General features: G+C 71.3%; 24 protein-coding genes. 5 read left to right on the top strand and 19 right to left on the bottom strand.

The annotated features are described in order from the left end of the window. The first annotated feature begins 1 nt into the window (after position 1). Positions 2-970 carry an acyl-CoA dehydrogenase family protein gene (locus tag G3576_RS06860; protein WP_164693605.1) on the top strand — a complete coding sequence of 323 codons (969 nt, stop codon included), beginning with the start codon at positions 2-4 and terminating at the stop codon, positions 968-970. A 10-nt stretch (positions 971-980) separates the two neighbouring features. Then, positions 981-1,757, top strand: a complete 777-nt coding sequence (locus tag G3576_RS06855; protein ID WP_207622696.1) for an SDR family NAD(P)-dependent oxidoreductase — start codon at positions 981-983, stop codon at positions 1,755-1,757. A 6-nt stretch (positions 1,758-1,763) separates the two neighbouring features. Here the strand turns inward: G3576_RS06855 and G3576_RS06850 are convergent, their stop codons facing one another. Continuing rightward, complete coding sequence (locus tag G3576_RS06850) at positions 1,764-2,471, bottom strand: alpha/beta fold hydrolase (RefSeq protein ID WP_164693604.1); 708 nt, start codon at positions 2,469-2,471, stop codon at positions 1,764-1,766. Between the two features lie 464 nt (positions 2,472-2,935). On the opposite strand from G3576_RS06850, the gene G3576_RS06845 reads away from it, so the two are divergent. Continuing rightward, positions 2,936-4,276 carry an NAD(P)/FAD-dependent oxidoreductase gene (locus G3576_RS06845; protein ID WP_164693603.1) on the top strand — a complete coding sequence of 447 codons (1,341 nt, stop codon included), beginning with the start codon at positions 2,936-2,938 and terminating at the stop codon, positions 4,274-4,276. On the opposite strand, the gene G3576_RS06840 is transcribed toward G3576_RS06845, so the two are convergent. After that, positions 4,218-5,060, bottom strand: coding sequence for an IclR family transcriptional regulator (locus tag G3576_RS06840; protein WP_164693602.1), 843 nt, complete (start codon positions 5,058-5,060; stop codon positions 4,218-4,220). The genes G3576_RS06845 and G3576_RS06840 overlap by 59 nt on opposite strands. A gap of 69 nt (positions 5,061-5,129) precedes the next feature. Between G3576_RS06840 and G3576_RS32525 the strand changes: the two genes are divergently transcribed. Further along, on the top strand, positions 5,130-6,083 hold the full coding sequence (locus G3576_RS32525) for a cupin domain-containing protein (protein ID WP_328728590.1): 954 nt from the start codon (positions 5,130-5,132) through the stop codon (positions 6,081-6,083). On the opposite strand, the gene G3576_RS06830 is transcribed toward G3576_RS32525, so the two are convergent. From G3576_RS06830 to G3576_RS06760, 15 genes are all read right to left on the bottom strand, one after another. Further along, the gene (locus tag G3576_RS06830; RefSeq protein ID WP_164693600.1) at positions 6,068-6,427 is read right to left on the bottom strand and encodes a hypothetical protein; all 360 of its coding nucleotides are present in this window, start codon (positions 6,425-6,427) and stop codon (positions 6,068-6,070) included. The genes G3576_RS32525 and G3576_RS06830 overlap by 16 nt on opposite strands. A gap of 124 nt (positions 6,428-6,551) precedes the next feature. Further along, on the bottom strand, positions 6,552-7,502 hold the full coding sequence (locus tag G3576_RS06825) for a VOC family protein (protein ID WP_164693599.1): 951 nt from the start codon (positions 7,500-7,502) through the stop codon (positions 6,552-6,554). Between the two features lie 13 nt (positions 7,503-7,515). After that, entirely contained in the window at positions 7,516-8,505 is a 990-nt protein-coding gene (locus G3576_RS06820; RefSeq protein WP_164693598.1) for a Bug family tripartite tricarboxylate transporter substrate binding protein, read from the bottom strand. A gap of 10 nt (positions 8,506-8,515) precedes the next feature. Then, positions 8,516-9,661, bottom strand: a complete 1,146-nt coding sequence (locus G3576_RS06815) for an FAD-dependent monooxygenase (RefSeq protein ID WP_328728587.1) — start codon at positions 9,659-9,661, stop codon at positions 8,516-8,518. After that, positions 9,658-10,728 carry an aromatic ring-hydroxylating dioxygenase subunit alpha gene (locus G3576_RS06810; protein WP_164693597.1) on the bottom strand — a complete coding sequence of 357 codons (1,071 nt, stop codon included), beginning with the start codon at positions 10,726-10,728 and terminating at the stop codon, positions 9,658-9,660. Before G3576_RS06810 ends, G3576_RS06815 begins: the two co-directional genes overlap by 4 nt. A 4-nt stretch (positions 10,729-10,732) precedes the next feature. Then, positions 10,733-10,960: a recombinase-like helix-turn-helix domain-containing protein gene (locus tag G3576_RS06805; RefSeq protein WP_164693596.1), complete on the bottom strand. Its 228-nt coding sequence runs from the start codon at positions 10,958-10,960 to the stop codon at positions 10,733-10,735. An 18-nt stretch (positions 10,961-10,978) separates the two neighbouring features. After that, on the bottom strand, positions 10,979-11,911 hold the full coding sequence (locus tag G3576_RS06800; protein ID WP_164693595.1) for a PDR/VanB family oxidoreductase: 933 nt from the start codon (positions 11,909-11,911) through the stop codon (positions 10,979-10,981). 2 nt (positions 11,912-11,913) lie between these two features. Further along, positions 11,914-13,596 carry a thiamine pyrophosphate-binding protein gene (locus G3576_RS06795; RefSeq protein WP_164693594.1) on the bottom strand — a complete coding sequence of 561 codons (1,683 nt, stop codon included), beginning with the start codon at positions 13,594-13,596 and terminating at the stop codon, positions 11,914-11,916. 11 nt (positions 13,597-13,607) lie between these two features. Further along, the gene (locus tag G3576_RS06790; protein WP_164693968.1) at positions 13,608-14,393 is read right to left on the bottom strand and encodes an SDR family oxidoreductase; all 786 of its coding nucleotides are present in this window, start codon (positions 14,391-14,393) and stop codon (positions 13,608-13,610) included. Between the two features lie 16 nt (positions 14,394-14,409). Then, positions 14,410-15,222 carry an IclR family transcriptional regulator gene (locus G3576_RS06785; protein WP_164693593.1) on the bottom strand — a complete coding sequence of 271 codons (813 nt, stop codon included), beginning with the start codon at positions 15,220-15,222 and terminating at the stop codon, positions 14,410-14,412. Continuing rightward, entirely contained in the window at positions 15,212-16,015 is an 804-nt protein-coding gene (locus G3576_RS06780) for an alpha/beta fold hydrolase (protein ID WP_164693592.1), read from the bottom strand. Before G3576_RS06780 ends, G3576_RS06785 begins: the two co-directional genes overlap by 11 nt. Beyond that, the gene (locus G3576_RS06775) at positions 16,012-16,776 is read right to left on the bottom strand and encodes an SDR family oxidoreductase (protein ID WP_164693591.1); all 765 of its coding nucleotides are present in this window, start codon (positions 16,774-16,776) and stop codon (positions 16,012-16,014) included. Before G3576_RS06775 ends, G3576_RS06780 begins: the two co-directional genes overlap by 4 nt. A gap of 72 nt (positions 16,777-16,848) precedes the next feature. After that, positions 16,849-17,808 carry a Bug family tripartite tricarboxylate transporter substrate binding protein gene (locus tag G3576_RS06770; protein WP_164693590.1) on the bottom strand — a complete coding sequence of 320 codons (960 nt, stop codon included), beginning with the start codon at positions 17,806-17,808 and terminating at the stop codon, positions 16,849-16,851. 413 nt (positions 17,809-18,221) lie between these two features. Then, positions 18,222-18,452: a hypothetical protein gene (locus G3576_RS06765; protein ID WP_164693589.1), complete on the bottom strand. Its 231-nt coding sequence runs from the start codon at positions 18,450-18,452 to the stop codon at positions 18,222-18,224. A 526-nt stretch (positions 18,453-18,978) separates the two neighbouring features. Beyond that, positions 18,979-20,151, bottom strand: a complete 1,173-nt coding sequence (locus G3576_RS06760) for a M20 family metallopeptidase (RefSeq protein ID WP_164693588.1) — start codon at positions 20,149-20,151, stop codon at positions 18,979-18,981. A 146-nt stretch (positions 20,152-20,297) separates the two neighbouring features. Here G3576_RS06760 and G3576_RS06755 point away from each other — a divergent pair, with 146 nt between their 5' ends. Beyond that, positions 20,298-21,917 carry an ABC transporter substrate-binding protein gene (locus G3576_RS06755; protein ID WP_164693587.1) on the top strand — a complete coding sequence of 540 codons (1,620 nt, stop codon included), beginning with the start codon at positions 20,298-20,300 and terminating at the stop codon, positions 21,915-21,917. Between the two features lies 1 nt (position 21,918). Here G3576_RS06755 and G3576_RS06750 read toward each other — a convergent pair whose 3' ends face one another. Next, positions 21,919-22,890 (bottom strand): Bug family tripartite tricarboxylate transporter substrate binding protein, encoded by a 972-nt coding sequence (locus G3576_RS06750; protein WP_207622695.1) that lies wholly within the window; start codon positions 22,888-22,890, stop codon positions 21,919-21,921. 63 nt (positions 22,891-22,953) lie between these two features. After that, positions 22,954-23,823, bottom strand: a complete 870-nt coding sequence (locus G3576_RS06745) for a fumarylacetoacetate hydrolase family protein (protein WP_164693586.1) — start codon at positions 23,821-23,823, stop codon at positions 22,954-22,956. Positions 23,824-23,837: the final 14 nt, after the last annotated feature.

Raw genomic sequence — 23,837 nt, 5'->3', positions numbered from 1 at the left:
CATGGACATCACCCAGGGCGGGCTCGATCCCGCAGAATTCGCGGACAGCGCGGCGCGCGCGGTTGCCGCCTGCGCGGGGCTCCACGCTGCTGGCATCGCGGCCCGGCTGGCGGAGGATGGGCTGCTCGGCATGCTGGCGCCGGAAGACGTCGGCGGGCTCGGGCTCGATTTGCGCTTCGCGCTGCCGGTTCTGCAGGCTGCCGGCGCGGGTGACCTCGCCTTCCCGCTGCTGGAGACGATGCTGCTCGCCCGTCACCTCGCCCCCGTGGCGCCCGCGGTGGCGGAAGCGATCGCCGGCGGCAGCGCGCGCGGCACCATCGCCTGGGCCGGCACCGCCCGGGCGGACCTGACCGGCACGGTCGGCCGTGCGCCGATGGCCGAAGGCACGGATTGGGTACTGGTACGCACGCCCGATGGCGCGGCGCTGGTCGCTGGCGGCGACGTCACCGCCACCGCGATGATCAGCCTGGACGAGACCGCCGCGGAGCATCGCGTGGCGCTTTCCGGCGCCAACCCGGCCTGCCGGCTCGATGCTGCCGCCTGGGAGGCACTGGCGGAGGAGGCACTGCCGCTGCGCGCCGCCGCCATGGTGGGCGCTTCCGAGACCTGCCTGGCGCTGGCGGTGGAGCACGTCACGAACCGGCGGCAGTTCGGCAAGCCCCTGGTGGCGAACCAGGCCATGCGCCATCTGCTGGCACGCCAGAAGCTGGCACTGGAGGGCATGCGCGGCGCGCTGACGCGCGCCACCGCGCGGCCCGGTGATGCGGTGGCGCGTCGCGCCGCCTTCCTCGCCGCCGCCACCCATGCGCCGCTGATCGCGGAGGGCGCCATCCAGGCCCATGGCGGCATGGGCTTCACCTGGGAGGTGCCGGTGCATCGCCACCTCCGCCGCATCCGCGCGCTGGAAGCGCAGGGCGAGGCGCCGCGGCTCCGCGAAGCGCTCGCGGCCACGCTGATCGATGCGAATTGAGGACGGGACGATGACGGACGATCAGGCGATGGCCGGGCTGCTGGCAGGGCGCGTGGCGCTGGTAACGGGCGCGGGGAACGGCATCGGCCGAGCCACGGCACGGCGGCTTGCCGCGATGGGTGCCATCGTCGGCGTGAACGACCTGAAGCAGGACTTCGTCGATGCCGCGGTGGCGGAGATCGAGCAGGCGGGTGGCCGTGCCATCGGCATCGCCTGCAACGTCGCCTCCCGCGACGGCATGCGCCAGGCGGTGCTGGGGCTCGCGGAGCAGGCCGGGCGCCTCGACATCGTCGTGAACAATGCCGCCTGGGTGCGCTACCAGGCCGTGCCGGACATCGCGCCGGAGACGGTAGAGCGCATGCTCGACATCGGCTTCAAGGCGGTGATCTGGGGCATCCAGGCGGCGGCGGAGGTGATGGACCCCGCGCGGGGCGGCAGCATCGTCAACGTCGCCTCCACCGCCGGGCTGCGCGCAACGCCCTCCTCCATCGTCTATAGCGGCATCAAGGCGGGCGTCATGGGCATCACGCGCGCCGCGGCGGCGGACCTGGGCGCGCGCGGCATCCGCGTGAATGCCATCGCGCCCTCCGCCGTGCCGACGGAAGGCACGGCGAAGCACCGCACGGCGGAGAAGGATGCGAAGCGAATCGCCCGCACGCCGCTCGGCCGGCTCGGCACGGTGGAGGACATCGCCAAGGCGATCTGCTTCCTGGCAACCGACCAGGCGAGCTTCGTCACCGGGCAGGTGCTGGCCGTGGATGGCGGGATCACCACGACCAACATGTGACGCCTGCTACGCCATGCGCAGCAGAGCCTCCGCGATCTCCGCCGGGCGTTCCAACGGCGTCAGGTGCCGCGCGCCCGGCAGCGGCTGAAGCCTGGCGCCGGGGATGCGGCGGACGATCTCCTCCGCCATCGAGGGCGGCGTCGCGCCATCCTCCGCGCCGACCATCACCAGCGTCGGCACGCGGATACTGGTGATGGCGTCCCGCAGGTCCGTCGTGCCCAGCATGCGGCAGGCGGCGCCGTAGGACGGCACGTCATTCGCCAGGAACACAGCATCGGCGGCGGCCTCGACCTCCGGATGGGCTTCGCGAAAAGCCGGGCTCAGCCAGCGGGCGTGCTGGAAGGGCAGCAGCGCCGCCATGCCGCCGGCCTCCGCCCGGGCGGCCCGATCCTCCCAGGCTTGCGGCGCCTCCGGCCCGTACCAGGCGGTGGTGTCGATCGCCACCAATCCGGTGCAGCGCCCAGCGTGCCGTGCCGCGAAGGCCAGGGCGATGGTCCCGCCCATGGAACAGCCGACGATCAGCGCGCGGTCCCAGCCGGCGTGATCCAGAACCGCCGCAAGATCATCGGCCATGCGCTCCACCGGGATGGGCCCGGCATCCCGGCCGGAGGCACCATGGCCGCGGCAATCCAAGGCCAGCATCTCGGCCTCGCCATCGACGGCCAGCGCGACGCCGTCCCAGAAGCGCCGGTCCAGCGCCAGAGAATGCAGCAACGCGATGCGCGGGACGCCGGGGCTGCGCGCCGAGGCAATGCCATAGGCCAGAGTGAGCCCATCAGTGCCTGTGGCATGACGGGTCGCGCTGAAAGGAGATACAAGCATCGCTGCATCCTGCTCGCCGGCACCTTGCCATCCGATCCAGCGCGCCGGATTTGGTCTCGCGCCTTTTCAAGCCAGGGTGGCGCCTGGCTCCGCCACCGCGATCACCTTCTGTCCGCACGTGCATCCCGTCAATCGCGGCGCAGCAGATGTGCTCGCTGCTGCGTGCGGGAGGCAGAATTGAGTCACGACCCTCTGGACAGCGAGGGCCCGAGGGAGAAAGACGATCCCGATGCAAGCCCCATGGACGCAGAGGCGGTTGTCGTGAACGCTCGGCTGGCGGAGAGACAAGGCAAGCACGCGGCGGATCGTCGGTCCGACGGCCCCTGGTGCGGCGGCGAGACGAAGGTCTCCCTCTGATGGTCGGCACGCGACTGCTCGAGACCGTCGAGAGCGACCCCACGCTGCCGGAGGCGGTGGACCTCGTCGTCATCGGCGCGGGCATGATCGGCGTCGCCGCGGCCTATGCGGCCGCCAAGGCCGGGCATTCGGTCGCGCTGCTCGAAAAAGGCGTCGTCGCCGGGGAACAGTCCAGCCGCAACTGGGGCTGGTGCCGCGTGCTCAACCGCGATGAGCGGGAGATCCCGCTCATGCAACACAGCATGGCGCTGTGGGACAGCCTGCCGGCGGCGATCGGCGCCGATATGCGCTTTCGGCGCGCAGGCCTGACTTACGTCACGAAGGACCCGAAACAGCTTGCGGGCTGGCAGGCCTGGCTCGACATGGCGCGCCCCTACCAGCCAGTGGCGCGCATGATTGACGCGGCGGAGGCGAAGCGCCTGACGCCGGGGAACGAGCAGGACTGGATCGGCGGCGTCGTCTCCCCGAATGATGGCCGGGCCGATCCCGCGAGGGCCACGCCGACGCTCGCCCGCGCGGCACGGGCAATCGGCGTCTCGCTGCACCAGAACTGCGCGGTGCGCGGGCTGGACACGACCGGCGGGCGCATCAGCGGCGTCTTCACGGAAAAGGGGCGCATCCGCTGCCAATGCGTGGTGCTGGCGGGCGGGGCCTGGGCCTCCATGTTCCTCCGCCGGCACGGCATCGACATGCCGCAGTCAAGCGTCCATTCCACGGTCTTCGCGACCACGCCGGCGAAGCAGGTCAGCCCCGGCCCGCTGCTCACGCCCGACTTCATCCTGACGCCGCTGCCCGATGGCGGCTACCTCGTCGCCGCCAAGGCGCGCGGAAGGCTGGAGTTGACGCCTGCCGGCATCCGCTACGCCCGCCACTTCCTGCCGGCGCTGCGCGCCAACTGGAAGCTGGTGGAACTCCGCTTCGGCCGGTCCTTCTTCGAAGGGCCGGATGCCTGGCATGGCCGCTGGTCCTTCGAGGCACCCACGGTGTTCGAGCGGATGCGCGTGCTCGATCCCGCACCGAAGATGTCGATCATCGAGCCCTCGCTGCGGGAGATCGTGGCGGCCTATCCGGAGCTCGCGGGCATCCAGGCCGCGCGGATCTGGGCCGGGTGGATCGATTCCACGCCGGATGCGGTGCCGGTGATCAGCCCGGTCGATGCCATGCCGGGCCTGGTCGTCGCGGCCGGGTTCAGCGGCCATGGCTTCGGCATCGGGCCTGGCGCGGGCCGCCTGGCGGCCGATCTCGCCATGGGCGCGCCCTGCATCGTGGACCCCTCCCCCTTCACCCTGAAGCGCTTCGCCCCCGGCGCGCCGCCGTCGGTGCCGCGGGCGGGGATCTGACGGGGGCGGGCGCGCCCAGGCTGCGGGAGATCTCCGCCGCGGCCTCCACCAGCGCCTGCCTCACCGCGTCCCGGCGGGCCGGCGCCCCGGCCTCCGCCAGCGAGGCCGTCACGTTGATGGCGGCGATGACGCGTTCCGAACCATCGCGCAGCGGCGCCGCGAGGCTTGCCACGCCGGCCTCGAAGCTGCCGAGATGCTCCACCAGCCCACTTGCACGGTCCGCCCTCGCCCGCCGGGCGAGCGCCGCCAGCGAACCGCCGGCGCGACGGGACGGCGCGTCCCGGTAAAGGTCCATCAAGGCCGCCTCCGGCAGGTCCGCCAGCAGCACGCGGCCCATCGCCGTTGCCTCCGCCGGAAGGCGGCTGCCGACATGGACGATGCTGGCCTGGCCGCGCCGCGTCGGCAGGCGCAGCAGGTAGAGGACGTCCCTCGCCTCCCGCACCGCCAGATGGGCGGACCAGCCGGTCTCGTCCCGCAGCCGCTCCAGCACCGGCAGCGCGACCTCCAGCACCGCCCGCGCCGCCAGGAAACCATCGCCCAGCCGCAGCACCGCGGGGCCGAGGCTATAGAGCCGCGTCGCCGGATCGTGCAGCAGGAAGCCCTGCTGCGTCAGCGTATAGACGATGCGGAAGATGGCGGAGCGCGTGACGCCGAGCCGCGCGGCCAGCGCGGCCTGGCTGTGCCGCGGTTCTTCCGCAGTGAAGAGTTGCAGCAGTTCCAGCCCACGCAGCAGCCCGGGCACCAGGTAGCGATCGGCGGGAGGAACGGCCGGCGTTTTACCCATGAAACGCAGGATACGCTGCCCGCGCGGCCGCCGCTATCGCTGTGACACCTTCCCATGAGGAGAAACGCCGTGAACGTCATCGCGCCCAAGCCCGCCACGCCACTCGCCACCGCGCTTCGCCGCAACATCGTGCGCCACACCGACAAGGTCTTCGACTGGGATGCCTTTCCCTCCAACCGCGGCTATCCCGACCTCGCCCGCGCCCAGATGCGCTATGTCGGTGCCGGCGGGTCGCCCAAGGTGGGGGAGGCCGGGACGCTGGCGCCGGAGCATTTCACCGTCAGCCTGATCCACAAGCCCGTCGGCAATTACGCCGCCTGCCACGCGCATGAGATCGAGGAGAGCTTCCTCGTCATCGAGGGCGTGCTGACCGTGGGCTGGGAACAGGAGGGCGAGGTGGTCGAAGTTCGGCTCGGCCCGAAGGACATGATCCTGAACGCGCGCGACATCGGCCATGGCTTCCGCAACGACGGCGTGGTGCCGGTGCTGATGTCGATCAGCGTCGATGTCGGCAAGCCGCTGCCGCCCCGCTACCTCTACCACCCGAAGACCGGCACCGATCCGGCACTGGCGCGCGCCTTCGGCGCCGCGCCGGGCAAGACGCTGCCACTTGATCCCGAGGGCACGCACCCGCTGCAGCAGATCATGGCGCAGAAGGTGATCCGCCATACCGAGGCGACGCCGATCCGGGAGGAGGCGGGCTTCACGCGCCGCGTCTATGTCGGCCCCGGCGGCGTCGCCAGCGAGACCTGCCGTAAGGAGATGTGGGAGGTGCCGGCCGGCGCGGGCGTGCAGCCCTTCGCCCGCGATGTCGAGGACGCCTTCATGGTGCTGGAGGGCAGCCTGACCGTGGGGTGGGAAGAGGATGGGCAGCAGGTGCAGGCCGTGCTTGGCCCGCGCGACCTGCTGCTGACGCCGGCCGGCCGCCGCCATTGGTTCCGCAATGACGGCGCCGGCCCCTGCACCGTCTGGGCCGTGATCGGCGACAGCGGGGCTGAGACGGTGCGCTACGCGCGCGCCTGATCGACCACCGCGTATTGGAAGAAATCGCCTCCGTCCGCGTAGAGCGTGACGGAGGCACCGCCGCCCGCCCGGCCAGTGAAGCGTTCCGCCGTCACCAGGTCCTGGCCCCGGAACAGCACGGCATCCTCCGCCGCCAGCGCCAGTCGATGCACGGCGCCCACCAGCAGCGTGCCATCCGGCGCGCTGCGCACGACCAACCCGCTTTCCATATCGGTGAAGCCTTCGGCCTCCGGCCGGATGGCGAAGCTCTCCCCGGTGCCGAGCGCGTGCAGCAGCACGGGGCAGCGGCCGGTGGCGCGGCGATGCGCCTCCGCCGCCACGATGCGCCGCAACTCAGGCGTCATCAGCCGGAACCAGACGTCCGGATGGCGGCCGCCCCTGGGCGGCCGAGGCCGCGACTGCGGCCCGCCGCCAATGCGGCGAGCCAAGGCCGCGGAGCGGCCGCCCGGCGCTTGAGGGTCATGCAGTTCACACGTGGCCGCGCCCGCTGTTGTCGGTGGCGACGACCTGGCGGCGCGTCGTGCCATCGATGCCGCCGGCGATCGCCCACTCCGCGAAGAGTTCCGGCTTGCGGGTGAATTCGCCGGGCTGCCACGCCTCCGTGCAGTAATCGTCGTCGGCGTAGTATTCGAGCGGCGGGCCGAGCGGGTTGTGGAAGTACCAGAAATAGGCGGAAGAGATGGGATGGCGCCCCGGCCCGATCTCCGTCTTCCAGCCCTTCTGCGCCATGGCGATGCCGCCGCCGATCACCTCATGCACGTCGGTCAGCGTGAAGGCCACGTGGTTCACGCCCGGCTTGCCCGGCCGGTTGAGGATGAAGACGTTGTGGTGCTCGCCCCGCATCTGGCAGCGCAGGAAGAGGCCATGGCCGGGGTACTGGTCGCTGACCACGAAGCCCATCGCATCGCGCCAGAAGGCGCTCATCGCCGCGAAATCAGCGCCGAACAGGACGATGTGGCCGAGCTTGATGGGCGACGCCTTCGCATGAACTGGCGAGCGCCGGTCGATCCGCCCCGGATTGCCTGGCGCATTGGCGGGCGTCGGCGTGACGGACACGGGCCTGCGCCGGCTGACGCGGAAGGCAAGGCCGAGGCCATTGGGATCGCGCGCGCGCGGCAACCCATCGCGCTCCTCCACCGCCACGCCATGCGCGCGCAGCCGCGCGAGCCCTGCCTCCAGCGCCGCCTGGTCCGGCGCGCCCCACACCACTTCCCGCAGCGTATTGCCCGGCTCGATCGCCGGGGGCAGTTCCGGCGCATGCTGCGGGCGGACGATCACCTGCCCGCCATCCTGCGTCTCGAAGACCAGGCGGTCGACCTCGATCGTCACGGGGCTGAGGCCCCAATCCTCCAGGAAGCGCTGCGCCGCCGCCATGTCGGCGACGCCAAAGACCACCGCATCCGCGCCCGAGAAATTCATGCTCGCTGCCTCCTCAATCCGGGGTGATACGGCGGGTGCGGATCACCTCCGCCCAGACCGCGCTTTCGCGCCGGATGCGCGCGCCGAGCACGGCCGGCGGCTCCGCCATCACGACCATGCCCTGCGCCGTGATGCTGCGTTCCGCCTCTGGTGCGCGGAGGATCGCCTCCATCGCCTCCGCCAGCGCCGCCACGACGGCGGGCGGCGTCGCGCGCGGCGCGAGCACGCCGTACCAGGAGGTGACGTCGATGTCGGGGAAGCCGCTTTCCGCCAGCGTCGGCACATCCGGCAGTTCCGCCGCGCGCTGCGCGGTCGTCATCGCGATGGCCTGCAGCCGCCCTTCCCTCACGCCGGGCAGCGCCACGGGCAGGTTGCTCGCCAGCAGCTGGATGCGGCCGCCGAGAAGGTCCGTCAGCGCCTGGGTCGTGCCGCGATAGGGGACGTGCTGCAGGTCGACGCCCGCCTTGCTGCGCAACAGCTCCATCGCCAGGTGCAGCTGGCTGCCGACACCCGGCGAGCCATAGGTGATCTGCCCCGGCTGAGCCCGCGCCAGGGCGAGAAGCTCCGCCACGGTCTTCGCGGGGAAGCCCGCCCGCGCGACGATGAGGTTGGGCGCGGTGGCCAGCATCGACACAGGCGCGAAGTCGCGTTCCACGTCGTAGCTGATGTTCGGGATCAGCGTCGGGTTGATGGTGAGGTTGCCGGCCGGGATCACCAGCAGCGTCGTGCCGTCCGGCGCCGCGCGGCGCACGATATCAATGCCGATGGTGCCCGCCCCGCCGCTGCGGTTGTCCACCGCCGCCGAGGCGCCGCCCCGCAGCTGGATGCCCTGCGCGATCAGGCGCGCCAGCACATCCACCGGCCCGCCCGGCGTGAAGGGCGCCACCAGCGTGATCGGCCGCCGCGGGAAGGCATCCGGCAGCGTGCCCTGCGCGCGGGCGGGCAGCACCGCCAGTGCCGTCCCCGCGACCAGCAGCCCGCGCCGCCCGATCGTCATGCTCATCGCCCTCTCCTCATGCCGCCTGACGGTCGTCCGCCGGAAGCGGCACCTGCCAGGAATCGTAGCCATAGACCCAATCCGCATTGCCGGCCTCCCGCAGCCAGGTATTGGCGCGGGAGCCCAGCTGGATGCGCGCCGTGCGGCCACGCCGCGCCTCCTCGTAGCGCCGGAAGGCCGTTTCGATGTCGCTGGTATCCGCCACGGCGCGCGCCAGCACGATCGCATCCTCGATCGCCATGCCGGCACCCTGCGCCATGAAGGGCATCATCGGATGCGCCGCATCGCCCAGCAGCGTGACGCGCCCGCGCGACCATTCGGGCAGCGGGTCGCGTTCCCAGAGCGCGGTCTTCAGCACCTCGTCACAGGCATCGAGCAGCGCCCGCGCCTCCGGATGGAAATCCGCGTAGAAGCCTCGCAACTCCTCGACGCTGCCGGGTTGCGTCCAGCTCTCATGCCGCCAGCTTTCCTGCGCCGTGGTGGCGAAGATGAAGATGTCCTGGCCGCGGTTGAGCGGGAAGGTGACGATCTGGCTTTCGGGCGTCGGGCCCCACCATTTGGTGAAGCTGTCGAGGTTGGGCACGCCCGCCAGCCGCGCCGCCGGCACCACCGCGCGGAAGGCGACGACGCCGGTGAAGCGCGGACTCTCCTGCCCGAACAGCGCCGCGCGGGCGACCGAGTGGATGCCATCCGCGCCGACCAGCGCGGAGACGACTTCGCTGCGGCCATCGGCGAAGCCGATGGTGACGCCATTCTCGGCTTCAGTCACGGAGACCGCCTTGCGGCCGAGGCGAAGAACCTCCGCCGGCAGCGCGGCCTCCAGCGCGCTCATCAAGTCGGCGCGGTGCAGCGTCAGCTGCGGTGCGCCGTAGCGGTCCTCCGCCTCCTCCGCCATGCCGAGGCGCGACGTCTCCTCCCCCGTATCCCACAGCCGGCTGATGCGGAAGCGCGGCCGTGCCGCCGTCTCCCGCAGCGCGGGGCCGAGGCCGATGCCATCCAGCGCGCGCACGGCATTGGGCGTCAGGTTGATGTCGGCGCCGACGCGGGCAAAGCGCGCCGCCTGTTCGAAGACAACGACATCCCGCCCCGCCTGCCGCAGGGCGATGGCGGCGGCGAGACCACCGATGCCCGCGCCGAGGACGCCGATCGGCGGCACCGTCACGTCCGCCCCGACGCGCGCAGTTCGACGAGTTGCGCACGCGCCTCGCGTGCGAGGTAGCGGCGCAGGCGGATCAGCCCGGCATCATGCTGGTACAGCATCTCATGCCGTTCGAGCCCGAGACCGACGCCATCCATCATCTCCCGGTCCTGCTCCAGCACCTGCCAGTGCCGCGGCTCCAGCTTGGTGCGGTAGAGGAAGCGCCAGACGTCCCGCACCCAGCCCTCGACCTTGCGGAAGCGCCAGAAGAAGCAGGCGGAATGCGTCTCGTCGATCGGGGTGATGACAGAGACGATGCCGAAGTTCCCGCCCGGCCCGCCGGTCTTGGGATAAGGGATTTCCAACCGGACGTAGAGCGCGCCGTCATCGAGGAACTCGCTCCAGTCGAAATTCACGTCGCGCTGAGTCGACTTCTCGAAGAAGAAGCCCTTCTCCGTGGCGCGCGTGACGAAGGTGGCGCTGGTGTCGCCTTGATACATCGTGTGGGAATTGGCGTGCAGGAAGGTCCCGTGCATCGGGTCCATGAGGTTGTCGTAGATGTAGCGCCAGGACGCGTTCCAGTCGGCGTAGCAGCAGAAGCTGCTGAACGCCCCGCCCGCCAGCTGTTCCGGCGGCACGAAGGGCGGGGCTTCCTGGTGCAGCGCATCGCCGAACCAGACGAAGATGGCGTCGGCGCATTCCACCGCGGGCCAGGTCCGCACGGCCTTCTTGCCTTCCAGCGGGCAGCCCGGCTGACCCGGCACGGCGAGCACGGTGCCGTCGGGCGAGACCTCCACGCCATGGTAGTTGCAGCGCAGCCGGTCGCCCTCATTCTGACCGCGGGAAAGCGGCACGCCGCGATGCGGGCAGCGATCGGTCTGCACATGGACGGCGCCGCGCGCATCGCGCCAGAGCACCAATTTCTCGCCGAGGCGCGTCAGGCCGACAGGCTTGCCGCCGGTCTCCACGAAGCGGCTGGGCAGGACCGGATACCAGCGGTTGCGCAAGCCGGTGGCGAGCGCCGCCTGCACCTCCTTGTCGGTCGGCGCTGCCACGGTCGCGACCGGGCGCGCGAGGGTCGTGCTGCTCATGGCCTCAATTCCCCAGCTGGCGCATCAGCGCAGTGAAGCCTTCCTCCGTCCAGGCGCCGCCCTCCTGCGGCCGGATGCGGGAGGCGTTGAGGGCGGCGACCAGCGCGGGCAACTCGTGGTGGCCCTGGCCGAAGGCGGCCTCGATGGCGCCGGCCAGCGCCATCTCCCAGTCGCTCGGCTCCCTCTCCCGGCTCTGATGCGGGTCGAGATGGGGGAAGCGGTAGGTTGCCATGGCTGCCTCCTGCCTTGCTCAGAGATCGAGGACGAGACGCTTGCCGCGCGCGCGCGACACGCAGGCCATCATCACCGCGCCCTCCGCACGCTCGGCGGCGGAGAGGATGCTGTCGCGGTGGTCGATTTCGCCTTCCAGCACGCGGCATTCGCAGGTGCCGCAGACGCCCTGCTCGCAGGAGGATGGCAGGTCGATCCCCGCGCCGCGCAGTGCGTGCAACACGCTGGTGCCGGCGGCGACGGAAAGTGTCAGGCCGCGCTGGGCGCAGACCAGGTCGAAGGACTCCGAGCCCTCATCCTCCGGTCGCGACCGCGCCGCGAACCATTCGAAATGAACCCTGTCCTGCGGCCAATGCGCCGCGGCCTGCTCCACCGCCAGCATCAGCCGCTCCGGCCCGCAGCAATAGAGCCGCGTCTCCGCCGGCACGGTCGCGAGACGCCGCGCGATGTCGAGGCGCTGCCCCTCGGAGGAGGCGAAGACCTCCACCGTACCGCCCGTGGCCCGGGCTTCCGCCAGGAAGGGCGCATCGGCAGCGCTCTTCGCGCAGAACAGCAGCGTGCCGCGTGGCCCGACCGCACGCAGCATCGGCAGCAGCGGCGTGATGCCGATGCCGCCGGCGATGAAGAGATAGTTCGTCGACGCTAACAGGGGAAAGTTGTTGCGCGGGAGGCTCGCTTCCAGCAGCGCGCCTGGACGCAGGGCGCGGTGGATGAGCTGCGAGACGCGCCCGCCCGCAACGGCGCGCACGCCGATGCGCCACCGCGCCACATCGGCGGGATCGCCGCAGAGCGAGTATTGCCGCGGTGGCAGACCGGGCAGCAGCAGGTCGATATGCGCGCCGGGCTCGAAGCGCGGCAGCACGCCGCCATCCGCCGCTTCCAGTTCCAGCGCGAACACGCCCTCCGCTTCCCAGCGCAGGCCGCGCAGACGAAGCGTGAGGGTGCCTGCCATGGTCAGCGCACGCTGCCCGCGGCGCCGGCGGGCGGGCCGGCGAAGCTCTCGGCAAAGGGCCCGATGGCGACCATGTCCACCTCGATCATCCGCAGCCCGGGCGAGGCCAGCGCGGCGTCGAGCGCGGGCGCGAAATCCTCAGCCGCCGTGATGCGCGCATGCGGCAGGCCGATCGCCCGGCAGACAAGGCCGAAATCCGGCGTCAGGATGTTCGCGTAGTCGTGCCGCCCACCATATTGCGCGTCCTGGATGTTGCGGATCACGCCATAGCCGCGGTCGTTCATCAGGATGAGGACGAGGTCCGCCTGCGTCTCCATCGCCGTCGCCAGTTCACCGAGCGAAAGCTGCGCCGCGCCATCGCCGACCAACACCACCGCCTTGCCGGCGCCGGCCAGCCCCGCTCCGATGCCCATGGCGATGCCCTGGCCGATGCCGCCACCCAGCGCATGCACGCCGAGATGCGGCGCCGCGAGGCGCACGAAGCGGTTGCCGAAAGTGGAGTTGGAGATGGTGACGTCGCGCACCCAGGGCAGGCGCTGCGCCTGCACACGGTCGCTCAGCGTCTCCGCCACCAAGGCATAGGGGCCGAGGGTGCGCAGCAGCGTCGCCTCGCTGCGGGCCCGCGCCTCGGCCACGCTGTCGAGGAAGGCAGGATCGGTCGCGAGCTTCGCCGGCAGCCGCGCCAGCAGCCCCTCCAGCAACAGCTTGGCGTCACCGGCGAGGAAGAGATCGACGGGATAGTTGCGCCCCGCCTGGGTCGGGTCCGCATCCGCCTGCAGAAGGCGCTTCGGCAGGCGCATGGCGTTGTTGCGCGTCTCGTTGCCGCGCAGCCGCGATCCGACCACCAGCATCAGATCGGCCTGGTCATAGAGCGCCTGCGCTTCCGGCGTCATATTGAAGGCGCCGAGGCTGCGCGGGTGGCCTTCCGGCACCACGGCGCGGCCATTGGTGCTGGTCACGGCCGCCATGCCACGTTCCACCAGCGCCGTCGCGGCCGCCGCCGCGCCGCGCGCCCCGCCGCCAAGCCAGAGCATCGGCCGCGCCGCCGCCGCGATCATCGCCGCCATCTCATCGAGCAGCGCGGGATCGGGCACCACGGATTGCGGCGCGATCCGTGCCGGCGCCGCGCGACGCCGGATCTTCAGCCGCTGCACGTCGATCGGCAGTTCGAGGGAGACGGGGCCCGTTGGCGCGCTGAGCGCCAGCTGCGCGGCGGCGAGCAGCGCATCCACGGCCTGGTGCGGTTCCCAGGCCCGGATATAGGCCTTGCTGATCGCCTTCAGCATGTCGGGCTGCCGCGGCACGTCGTGGATCGCGGCGCGGTCGCGGTCCATGAAGGGGCGGTCGATCTGCGTGGTGATGTGCAGCACCGGCGATCCCGCCGTCAGCGCCTCCACCTGCGCCCCCGCCGCATTCCCGGCCGCCGTGCCCGTGCTGGTGATGCAGACGCCGAGCGAGCGCGTCACGCGCGCATGCGCATCGGCCATGTTCATCGCGCCCGCCTCCCCGCGCGCGGGGATGAAGCGGATGCGGCCCTGCCGCGCGATCGCGTCCAGCAGCGGCATGTTGTGGATGGAGATGACGCCGAAGGCATGCGTGACGCCGATATCGGCCAGCGCGCGGGCCAGCAGGTCGCCGACCGGCTCCTCGATGGCCGCCACCGTCTCCGCGGGCAGATTGTCCATGGCGTTTCCCCTCAGATGCCGCGGGACAGGCCGCCGGAGACTTCCAGGCTGGCGCCGGTGATGTAGCTGGCCGCGGGCGAGCCCAGGAACAGGATCGCCCGCGCGGGCTCCTCCGGCTCGCCGAGGCGTGCCAGCGGGATGCCTTTCTGCCGCGCCAGGTTGCCGTACCAGGTGGCGCGGTCCTGCGTCGTGTCCGGCCGCACGGCGAAGCGGCGCTGCCACTGCCCGGAATCCACCAGGCCGAGCAGGATGGAATTGACGCGGATATGCGGCGCGAATTCGTGGGAAAGCGACTTCAGCAGGCTCTGCACGCCCGCCCGCGCGGCGGAGGTGCAGACCATGTGCGGTTCCGGCTGCAGTGCAAGCAGGGAGTTGACGCCGACGATGGCGGGTGCCGCTGCGCGATCCAGCAGCGGCTTGAAGGCGCGGATCGGCAGCACCTGGCTGAAGAACTTCAGCTCGAGCTCCTGCCGCCAATCCTCGTCCGTCGTGGCCGCGAAGGTGGAGACGCGCCCCTGCCCCGCATTGTTGACGAGCAGATCAAGCACGCCGCCGCCCCAGCCCGCCACGGCCTGCGCGAAGGCCGCGACCTGGTCCTTGTCCAGCACGTCGCAACGCATTGCGAGCAGGCGGTCCCCGCCGTCCAGCGCAGCCTGCGCCGCATCGAGCCGCGCCCCATCACGCCCGCAGATGGCCACGCGCGCGCCTTCCCCGAGCAGCAGCCGCGCGGTCGCCAGCCCGATGCCCGAGGTGCCGCCGGTGACGACCGCGACGCGGCCGGCATAGCCGAGGTCCATGATCAACAAGCCCCCTTCATGCGGCGGAGCCCATCGGGCTCGCCCCCGCCCAGCCGAGCCGCGCGGAGATCTCCGCCGCCGCCGCCGCCACGGCGCCGCCGATGCGCGCCCGACGTTCCGCGCCCTCGAACTGCGCGATCTGACCGCTGACATTGATGGCCGCCACGGGCGCGCCGGAAGCATCCCGCACCACCGCGGCGACCGAGGCGATGGTCGGCTCGAACCGCCCCTCGCTCCAGGCCAGGCCGGTGCTGCGGTCGGCCTCCAGCAGCGTGAGCAGCTGCGGCAGCGTCGTCGGCGTATGGGCCGTCACGGCCTGCAGCGTGGCCCTGCCGAAGATGCGCCGCACCTCCTCCACCGGCAGATGGGCCAGGATGATGCGGCCCATATTGGCGGCATGGGCGGGCAGCCGGCTGCCGACGCGGATGTTGCTGGCGAAGGCGAAGTTGGGGGTGCGGCGGATCATGTAGACCACCTCCCGCCCATCCAGCACGCCGAGATGGGCGGAAATGCCAAGGGTCTCGGCCAGCTGCCCCAGGATCGGCCCCGCCACCTCCATCAGGTCATCCGCCGCGAAGGCTCGCGCCGCGAGGCCGATGAGGCCGGTGCCGATCTGCCAGCCCGCGCCCTCGCCGCCGCGCGGTGCGATGAAGCGCTCGGCCTCCAGCGTGCGCAGCAGGCGCAGCAGCGTGGTGCGGCTGATGTCAAGGTTGCGCGCCGTGCGCGCCATGTTGGTCACGGCGTCGCCTTCCGCGATGCAGCGCAGCAGCCTCGCCGCCCGCTGCACGGGGGGCGAGATGTAGGGATCCTCCGCCGCGTCATCCGACATGGAGGATCTCCTCCAGCAGCGCGGCCGCCGCTGCGGGCGCTTCCTGCGGCAGCGCATGACCGCAGTCCGGGACAAGGCGCAACGCGCCCGCGGGGCGTCGCAGGGCAGCGTGCAGCTTTTCCGCATTCGCGGGCGGCGTCACGACATCCTCGGCACCGACGGCAACGAGACAGGGCGCATTGATGCGCGCGGCATCCGCGACCAGGTCGCCCGCCCCAAGCGCACGCACCGCCTGCGCGTAGCCCGCGGGGTGCACCGCTGCCATCGCGGCCTGCACGCCGGCCAGCACATCGGGCTGCGCCGCCGGCCGCGCCAGCAGCCGCGCCGCACGCGCGGCCGCGAAGGCTGCGGGGCCCATCCGATCAAGCTCGTCGATGCGCGCCTGCACGCCGGTCGGCAGCGCCTGCCCGGCCGCGACGCCATAGCCCAGCGCCGGCGACAGAAGCGCCATCGCGGCGACGCGCCCTGGGTGGCGCGCGGCGAAGGCGCCGGCGAAGAGTGCACCCAGCGAATGCCCGACCAGCACCACCCGATCCAGCACCAGCGCGTCCAGCAGCCCCGCCAGACGTGCCGAGTAATTCGCCGGCGCCGGCGCCTGCGGTGCCACGGGCCTGGAGGCCGCATAGCCCGGCGCATCCCAGGCAATGACCGGCGTCGCGGCCGGCAGAGCCTCGATCAGCGCCGCCCAGCTTTCCGCCCGACTGCCGATCCCGTGCAGCAGTACCAGCGGCACGCCCTGACCCGTGCAGCGCAGGAAGCTCGTGCCATCCGCCATGCCGCGCTGCATCGTCATGCGAAGACGAAGCCCGCATTCACCGGCAGCGTCTGGCCCGTGAGCGCGATGGCGCCGGGCGTCAGGAGGAAGACGATGGTAGCGGCGATATCCTCCGGCACCTGCGGCCCCGGGACGGCGCGCCCCTCCTCATACAGGCGGTGGCGCGCCTCCGGTACGTATTCCGTCGCCTCGCACCGCATGATGCCGGGCGCGACCGCCGTGATGCCGATGCCGCGCGGGCCGAGTTCCCGCGCCAGCGACCGCGTCATCGACAGCACCGCGCCCTTGGAGGAGGTGTAGGCCAGCAGCCGCGGCGCGCCCCAGAGTGCGGTGTCGGAGGCGACGTTGACGATGCGCCCGCTGCCGGAGGCCTGCAGCATCCCCGCGCAGGCCCGGGTCACGAGCCAGGTGCCGCGCACATTCACGCGCATCGCCCGGTCCCAGGTCTCGATCGTCAGCGTGTCGAATTCCGGCCCGCCGATGCCCGTCGCGATGGCGGCATTGTTGACAAGGCCGTGCAGTACGCCCTCCTCCGCCGCGATCGCCTCCCCCATCCGCGCCACGCTGTCGGGATCGCCGAGGTCGACAGGCAGGAACCGCGCCGCTGCGCCACCCGCGCGCAGCGCCGCCGCGGTGGCCTCCCCGGCTTCCTCCAGTACATCCGCCACCACCAGCCGCGCGCCGGCGGCGGCACAGGCCTCCGCGATGGCACGGCCGACGCCGCGAGCGGCGCCAGTGACGAGAATGATGCGACCGGCAAGGGTCTGCGGATTGTTCATATATGAACAGTTCGTTCTCTTGTGAACGAAGACTGCGCTGTCGGCGCAGCCCTTGTCAACCGAGATGCCCGGTCACTCGGCGCTGATGTTGAACTCGCGGACCAGGCGGCCGAAGCGTTCGGAATCGGTGCGCACGGCCTGGGCCAACCGCGCCGCATCGCCACCGGCCGGTGGGATGCCCAGCGTCTGCATCCGCTCCACCACATCCGGCATGCGCAGCACCTGGTTCATCATGGCGTTCAGCGCCTCCACCGCCGCTTGCGCCATGCCGCGCGCACCGAACAGCCCGTACCAGGCCGTCACTTCCACGTCGAAGCCGCGCTCCACCATGCTCGGCACCTCCGGCAGCAGGCCCGCGCGGTCGCGGGAGGAGACAGCGAGCGCCACCATCGAACCGGCACGCACATGGTCGCCGACGACCGCCGGCGTCACGAAGCCCACCGGCACCACGCCGGCCAGCAGGTCCGTCACCAGCGGCGCCGTCCCGCGATAGGCGACCTCGCTCAGCTGGATGCCCGCCGTGCGGTTGAACAATTCGCCCAGGATGTTCATGGGCGAGCCGGAGCCCGGGGAGCCGTAATTGCCGACGCGGCCAGCGCGGGCGGCGGCAACGAGGTCCTCCAGGCTGCGCAGCCCGCTCTGCCGCGACGCCATCAGCACCAGCGCGTTTGTGCCCGTCATGATGATCGGGGAGAAGTCGGCGACCGGGTCGTAGGTCTGGGTCCGGCGCATGACATGGGGCGCGATCGCCAGCGTATTGGGCGCCATCAGGAGCGTGTCGCCATCCGGCTGCGCGCGGGAGACGCTGACGGCGCCGATGGTGCCGCTGGCGCCGCTGCGGTTCTCCACCACGACCGATCGCCCCATCAGCGGCGAGAGCTTCTGCGCATACAGTCGCGCCAGCACATCCGCCTCTCCGCCCGGTGGGAAGCCGACGACGATGGTGACCGGCCGCGCCGGCTGCGCCACGGCCGGCGCAGCGAACGTCACGGCAAGGGCGGTGGCGAGGGTCCTGCGGCGAAGCGGCATCATGGGTCGGCCCTTGGTGGCGGTTGCTGGAATGCGCCGGCGGGCGGCGCGGCTGAGGGAACGCGCTGGACGGCGGCATCCGCGTGATGCACAGCCAAAGACTCGTTCATATATGAACATGTCGTTCGCAGATGAGCGTAAGAGAGCCTTGACGGCAGCGTCAACGGCCTTCTTGCGCGCCACCGCGTGGCCAGAGGCCTGCCTGAACCCAAGGCGGATGGCAGCGGATCGCACTGTGGGAGTTAGCCGTGCGGGTGCCACAATGCCGGTGCGACAAGGCAACAGGAACCATGGGGGTCGCCGAAGCACCCCGAGGCGCCGTCAGGCAGGCCGGGCGTGCGCCGTCCTCCACGGCATCATGGTCCAGACGGTGCGGCCGGCTACTCCAGGCCTGTCAGGCCTCGGAATCTGGGCGGTCAGTGCAGGCCGGAACGGGTTGCCTCATCCTCGGCCGTTTCAACAGGCTGAGGCGTCGGCGTGATCTTGGTCTGCGCCAAGGCCTTGGCGAGGTCGCTCAGCGCCTCCAGCGTTCGGGCCGCCGCCCGATATTGCGCGCTGCCGATCGGCGCCTCCGCACAGACTTTCACCGCCGCGCGACGGGCGGCATCCGCGGCCTGCATGGCGGCCAGGCGGGTCTCGGTGGTCATCAAGCGGGGGTTGCGAGCCATACCGCCGGCGTATCCGGCAACCCGCACCGGAATCTGAACAGGGCGGCTTCCATGCCGGAAGGGTGCCTGCCTCCCCTGCCGCACAGCGACATCTCGACCCGGCGAGGTAAGGAGCGTCCTTCAGACAGCCTTGAGCGGACAGTCGTGCAGACAGTGATCCGCCTGCGCCGCGAGGCACCGCGCCATCATGCCTTCGCGTTGCATGGGGCCAGCGCAGTTCAGCAGCGGGAAGCTCGGCCGGCGCAACGGGCGAGCGGCACGCGCCCTCGCGCCGGTCTCTTCCTCGGCGATGCACAGGGCCTCGTCTTCATCAGGCGCCAGGACGCATCCCGGCGGCCGATCATCGAACATGACCCACCAAGCGCCCACCACGCACGCCCTCCATTGTCAAGATAACTTGACAACGGAGCGGCGGAACCGCAAGCGCGCCTCACAATACTGGAACATGAAATCCGCGTCATGCCGTCGCGGCACGGGCGGAATCGAATTCGTCGCGTCCTATCCGTCACGCCGGGCCCAGGCGCAGGATGGCGCGCGCCATCGCCTGCGCGCGCGGGACCAGGCTCGCCACCTCCAGATATTCCTCCGGCGTATGCGCCCGGCCACCCACGGGGCCCACCGCGCAGAGCGTCGGCGCGCCCATGGCCGCCGTGAAGCCGCTATCCGCGCAGCCCCCGCTGAACTCGCCTTCCGGCACGAAGCCGGTCTCCCGCGCCGCGTCGCGGTAGAGGTCGAAGAGGCGCTTCGCCTCCGGCGACTGCGTCAGCGGCAGGAACTCGCCCTTGATCGTCAGCGTCGCGCGGGTGCCGGGGACGAAACTCTTCGCGATGATGGCCTCGATCTTCGCCATGATCTCGTCGCGGTCGGCAGGCTCGACATAGCGCAGGTCGATCTGGCCCTGCGCCCAGGGCGCCACCGTGTTGACCGACTGCCCGCCGGAGACCAGGCCGACATTCAGCGTGATGCCGCGCGTGAGGTCGGTCAGCGCATGGATCGCCGTGATCTTGGCCGCCAGCTCGCCGATCGCGCTGATGCCCGCCTCGAAATTGCCGCCGGAATGGGCCGCCTTTCCCTCGATGTCGAAGACGGAAAAGACGCCGCCCTTGCGGCCCGTGACGATGCCGCCGGTCGGGCGCCCGGGCTCGGAGTTGAACACCACCCGCGCGGCCCGCGCCTCGGCCTCGATCACCGGCCGGCCCTCGGGGCTGCCGATCTCCTCATCGCCCGTGAAGAGCGCCACCAGCGGGCCCGGCGCGCCGCCGAACTTCCGGAAGGCGGCGAGCACGAACATGTTCATCACGAGCCCCGCCTTCATGTCGGCGACGCCCGGGCCATAGGCGCGGCCGCCCTCGACCTTGAACGGCCGCCGCTCCGGCTCGCCCTTCGGGAAGACCGTGTCGCGATGGCCCATCAGCACGATGTTCTCGCGCGCATTGCCGCCGCGCGTCAGGTCACCGCCCTCGACGATCGCGCGGATGCAGTCGCCATGCTTCTGCTGGGGCAGCACCTCGGTCGGGATGCCCTGCGCCTCCATGAAGCGGCGCACCTGCGCGCCGACGCGGTCGACGCCTTCCTTGTCGTAGCTGCCGCCATCGGTATCGACCATTTCCCGTAGTGTCGCGACCATGGCGTCCTGCTGCTGCGATAGCCAGGCGAGGATCTCGGTCTCTTGCGACATGCGGTGCTCTCCGTCAGCGGGGGGGCGCAGGCTGGCACCGGGGGCGCGGGCTGGGAAGCCCATGGTCCCGCAGCCTTCACCGCCGCGTCATCGCGCGGTCACGGCGCGGGCCTAGCGTCCCGCCGCCTGAGGAAGGGATGCCCGCCATGATCCAACGCCGCCACCTGCTGAGCGCCGCCGCGCTCGCCCCGCTGCCGCGCTTTGCCATCGCGCAGAATGCCGGCCCCGATCGCCGCCCCTCCATCACCATCGCGGTGCAGATCGTCTCCATCTCCGGCACGCTGGAGCCGATGCGGGAACAGTCGAATGTCGGCTTCCGCGTCATGCCGAGCTTCAGCGAACCGCTGATCGGCATCGACTGGCTCGACACCGAAAGGGCGGAGCCGGTGCTGGCCACGGCCTGGCGCCGGATCGATGCCCGCACCCTGGAACTGACGCTGCGCGACGATGTCCGCATGCATGATGGCCGCGTCATGGAGGCGGAGGATGTCGCCTTCACCTTCGGCCAGGATCGCATGTGGACCGGCCTGCCCGCCGACAATCGCGGCCTCTTCGTCTCCACCACCGCCGGCGCCGCGGGCAAGACGCCGCCGCCCGAGGCCGTCGCGATCAGCCGTGCCCATTTCCCGAATTTCGAGCGGATGGAGGTGGTGGATCGCCGCACCGTCCGCTTCGTCAACGCCGTGCCAGACGTGACGCTGGAAGGGCGCCTGACGCGCACCACCGGCGCCATCTTCTCCCGCGCCGCCTTCGCCCAGGCCTCCTCCTGGCTGGAATGGGCGCGCAAGCCGGTCGGCACCGGGCCCTATCGCGTCGCCTCCTTCCGCCCCGGGCAGGATCTGGTGCTGGAGGCGCATGACGAATACTGGGGCGGCCGCCCGCCGCTGCGCCGGATCCGCTTCGTGGAGGTGCCGGACGTGGCCGCGCGCGTCGCCGGGCTGATGGCGGGCGACTGGGACTTCATCTGCGACCTGCCGCCCGACCAGATCCAGGGGATCGAGCGCAGCCCGCGCCACCAGGTCGTGGGCGGCCCCATCAACAACATCCGGCTGATCGTCTGGGACAAGACGCATCCCGTGCTGGCGAACCCGCTGGTGCGTCGCGCCATGTCCCACAGCATCGATCGCCAGGCGATCGTGGACAGCCTCTGGTCCGGCCGCACCCAGGTGCCGAAGGGCCTGCAATGGGATGTCTATGGCGACATGATGCTGCGCGACTGGGAAGCGCCCCGCTTCGACCTGGCGGAGGCGCGCCGCCTGCTGCGGGAGGCGAACTACCGGGGCGAGCCGATCCCCTACCAGCTGCTCAACAACTACTACACTGCGCAGGTCGCGAGTTCGCAGATCCTGGTGGAAGGCTGGCGCGCCGCCGGGCTGAACGTGCAGGTGGAGATGAAGGAGAATTGGGGCCAGATCCTCGGCCGCTTCCCCGGCCGCGGGCTCTGCGACAATTCCAACACCGCGGTCTTCAACGACCCCGTGGCGCCGATGTCCGTCTATGCGCCGGGCGGCCAGACCTGGGCCGCCGGGCAGTGGCAGAATGAGGAAGCGCCGCGCCTGATGGAGGCGCTGCAGACCGAGACCGACCTGCAGCGCCGCCGCGCCACCTTCCGCCGGCTGCTGACGCTGACGGAGCGCGAGGACCCCGCCTATACCGTGCTGTTCCAGACCGCGAACTTCACGGGCAAGCGCAGGGATCTGCCCTGGCGGGCGAGCAAGTCCTTCGTCATGGACTTCTCCCAGCGCAACTGGGGCGGCGTGGGCTGACCTATTCGACCCTTCCGATACGCTGCACGGCGCGCACCAGCCGCGCGCTGTCCTCCGCGAAGAAGGCGGCGAAGTCCGGCGCATCCATGTAGCGCACTGGCGCGCCGGCGGCGGTGAAGGCCTGCACGAGTTGCGGGTCCTGCACCGCCTGGCGCATGCCATCCCGCAGCTTCTGCATCACCGGCGCCGGCGTGCCCGCGGGCGCGAACATGCCGGCCCAGATGTAGAATTCCACATCGGCGAACCCCTTCTCGATGAAGGTGGGCACATCCGGGAAGGCGGAGACGCGCTCCCTCCCCCAGCAGCCCAGCACGCGGATCCGCCCGTCCCGCGCATGCTGCGTCAGCGTGCCGGGTGCCGAGGCCAGCGCCTGGATCTGCCCGCCCAGCAGCGCCGTGATGGCAGGCCCGGCGCCGGTGAAGGGCACATGCAGCAGGCGGATGTTGGCGGAGGCCGCCAGCATCTCCATCGCCACATGCAGCGTGCCATAGGTGCCGGAGGAGCCGTAGGGGATGTTGCCCGGATTGGCCCGCGCCGCCGCGATGAACTCCTCCATGGTCCGCCACGGCGCGGAAGCCGGCACGGCCAGCATGGTCGGGTCCGCATTCACCAGCGCGACCGGCGCGAACTGGTCGGCGGTATAGGGCGGCGTGCGGTTGAACAGCCGCTCCGCTTCCGGGATCACGGCCAGCGAGGACAGCGCCATCACCAGCGTGTAGCCATCCGGCGCGCTGCGGGCGACGAAGCCGTTGCCGATGGCCCCCGCCGCCCCACCGCGGTTCTGCACCACTACCGGCTGCCTCAGGATCTTCTCGAGTGCCGCGGCCACGGGGCGGGCGGCGAGGTCGGCCTGGCCGCCCGGCGGGAAAGGGACCACCAGGTTGATGGGGCGGGTCGGGTAGTCCGTGCCCTGCGCCTGCGCCGCGAAGGGCATGAGCGCGGAGCCAGCCAGCAGCGAGCGGCGATCAATCATTTTCTTGTTCCTCCCGGTGGTGTCGCAGCCCCTCCCCCGCAAGCGCGGGGGAGGGAGAATCAATCAGGCAACGGGGTTTTCCAGGATGCCGATGCCCGGCACCTCGATCCGCACCACGTCGCCCGCCTTCATGAACTTCGGCGGGTTGAAGCCGATGCCGACACCGGCCGGCGTGCCCGTGGCGATCACGTCACCCGGCTCGAGCGTGATGGCGGCGCTGATCGCCTCCACCAGGGTCGGGATGTCGAAGATCAGGTCGGAGACGGGGGCATGCTGCCGGCGCTCCCCGTTCAGCCAGGTGGTGAGCGTCAGCGTCGTCGGGTCCGGGCACTCATCCGCCGTAAGGATGGCCGGGCCCATGGGCGCGAAGGTGTCGAGTCCCTTGCCGAGGATCCACTGGCTGTGGCGCTTCTGCAGGTGCCGCGCCGTGACGTCGTTCACGATGGTGTAGCCGAAGACGTGCTTCAGCGCGTCCGCCTTCGAGATCCCGCGCCCGCCCGTGCCGATGACGACGCCGAGTTCGCCCTCGTAGTCCAGGCCCCCGGTCGGGTCCATCGCGCTCAGGATCGGCTCCCCATCGGCGATGATGCTGGTGTGCGGCTTGCTGAACACCACGGGGAAGGGCGGCACCACGTCCTTCGCGCCGCCATCGAAGCCCGATCCCGCGAATTCCTTCGCGTGCTCGTGATAGTTCTTGCCCACGCAGAAGATGTTCTTGGGCGTGCGCGGGATGGGCGCCAGCAGCTTCGCGCCCGCCACCACGGGCGCCTTCGCGGCCGCCGCCTTGGCCGCCGCCAGCGCGCCGGCGGCGATCAGCCCGATCATGTCCCGCGGCAGGCCGGCATCGGCGGCCGCCAGGTCCAGCACCTGCCCCGCCGCATCCAGCGCGCCCACGCGCGCGCCCTTGGAATCCGTGAACGTCACCAGCCGCATCGCGCGGTCCCCCG

Source organism: Falsiroseomonas algicola (genome assembly GCF_011040385.1).
Lineage (GTDB): Bacteria > Pseudomonadota > Alphaproteobacteria > Acetobacterales > Acetobacteraceae > Falsiroseomonas > Falsiroseomonas algicola.
This window is presented reverse-complemented; position numbering and strand designations above follow the sequence as displayed.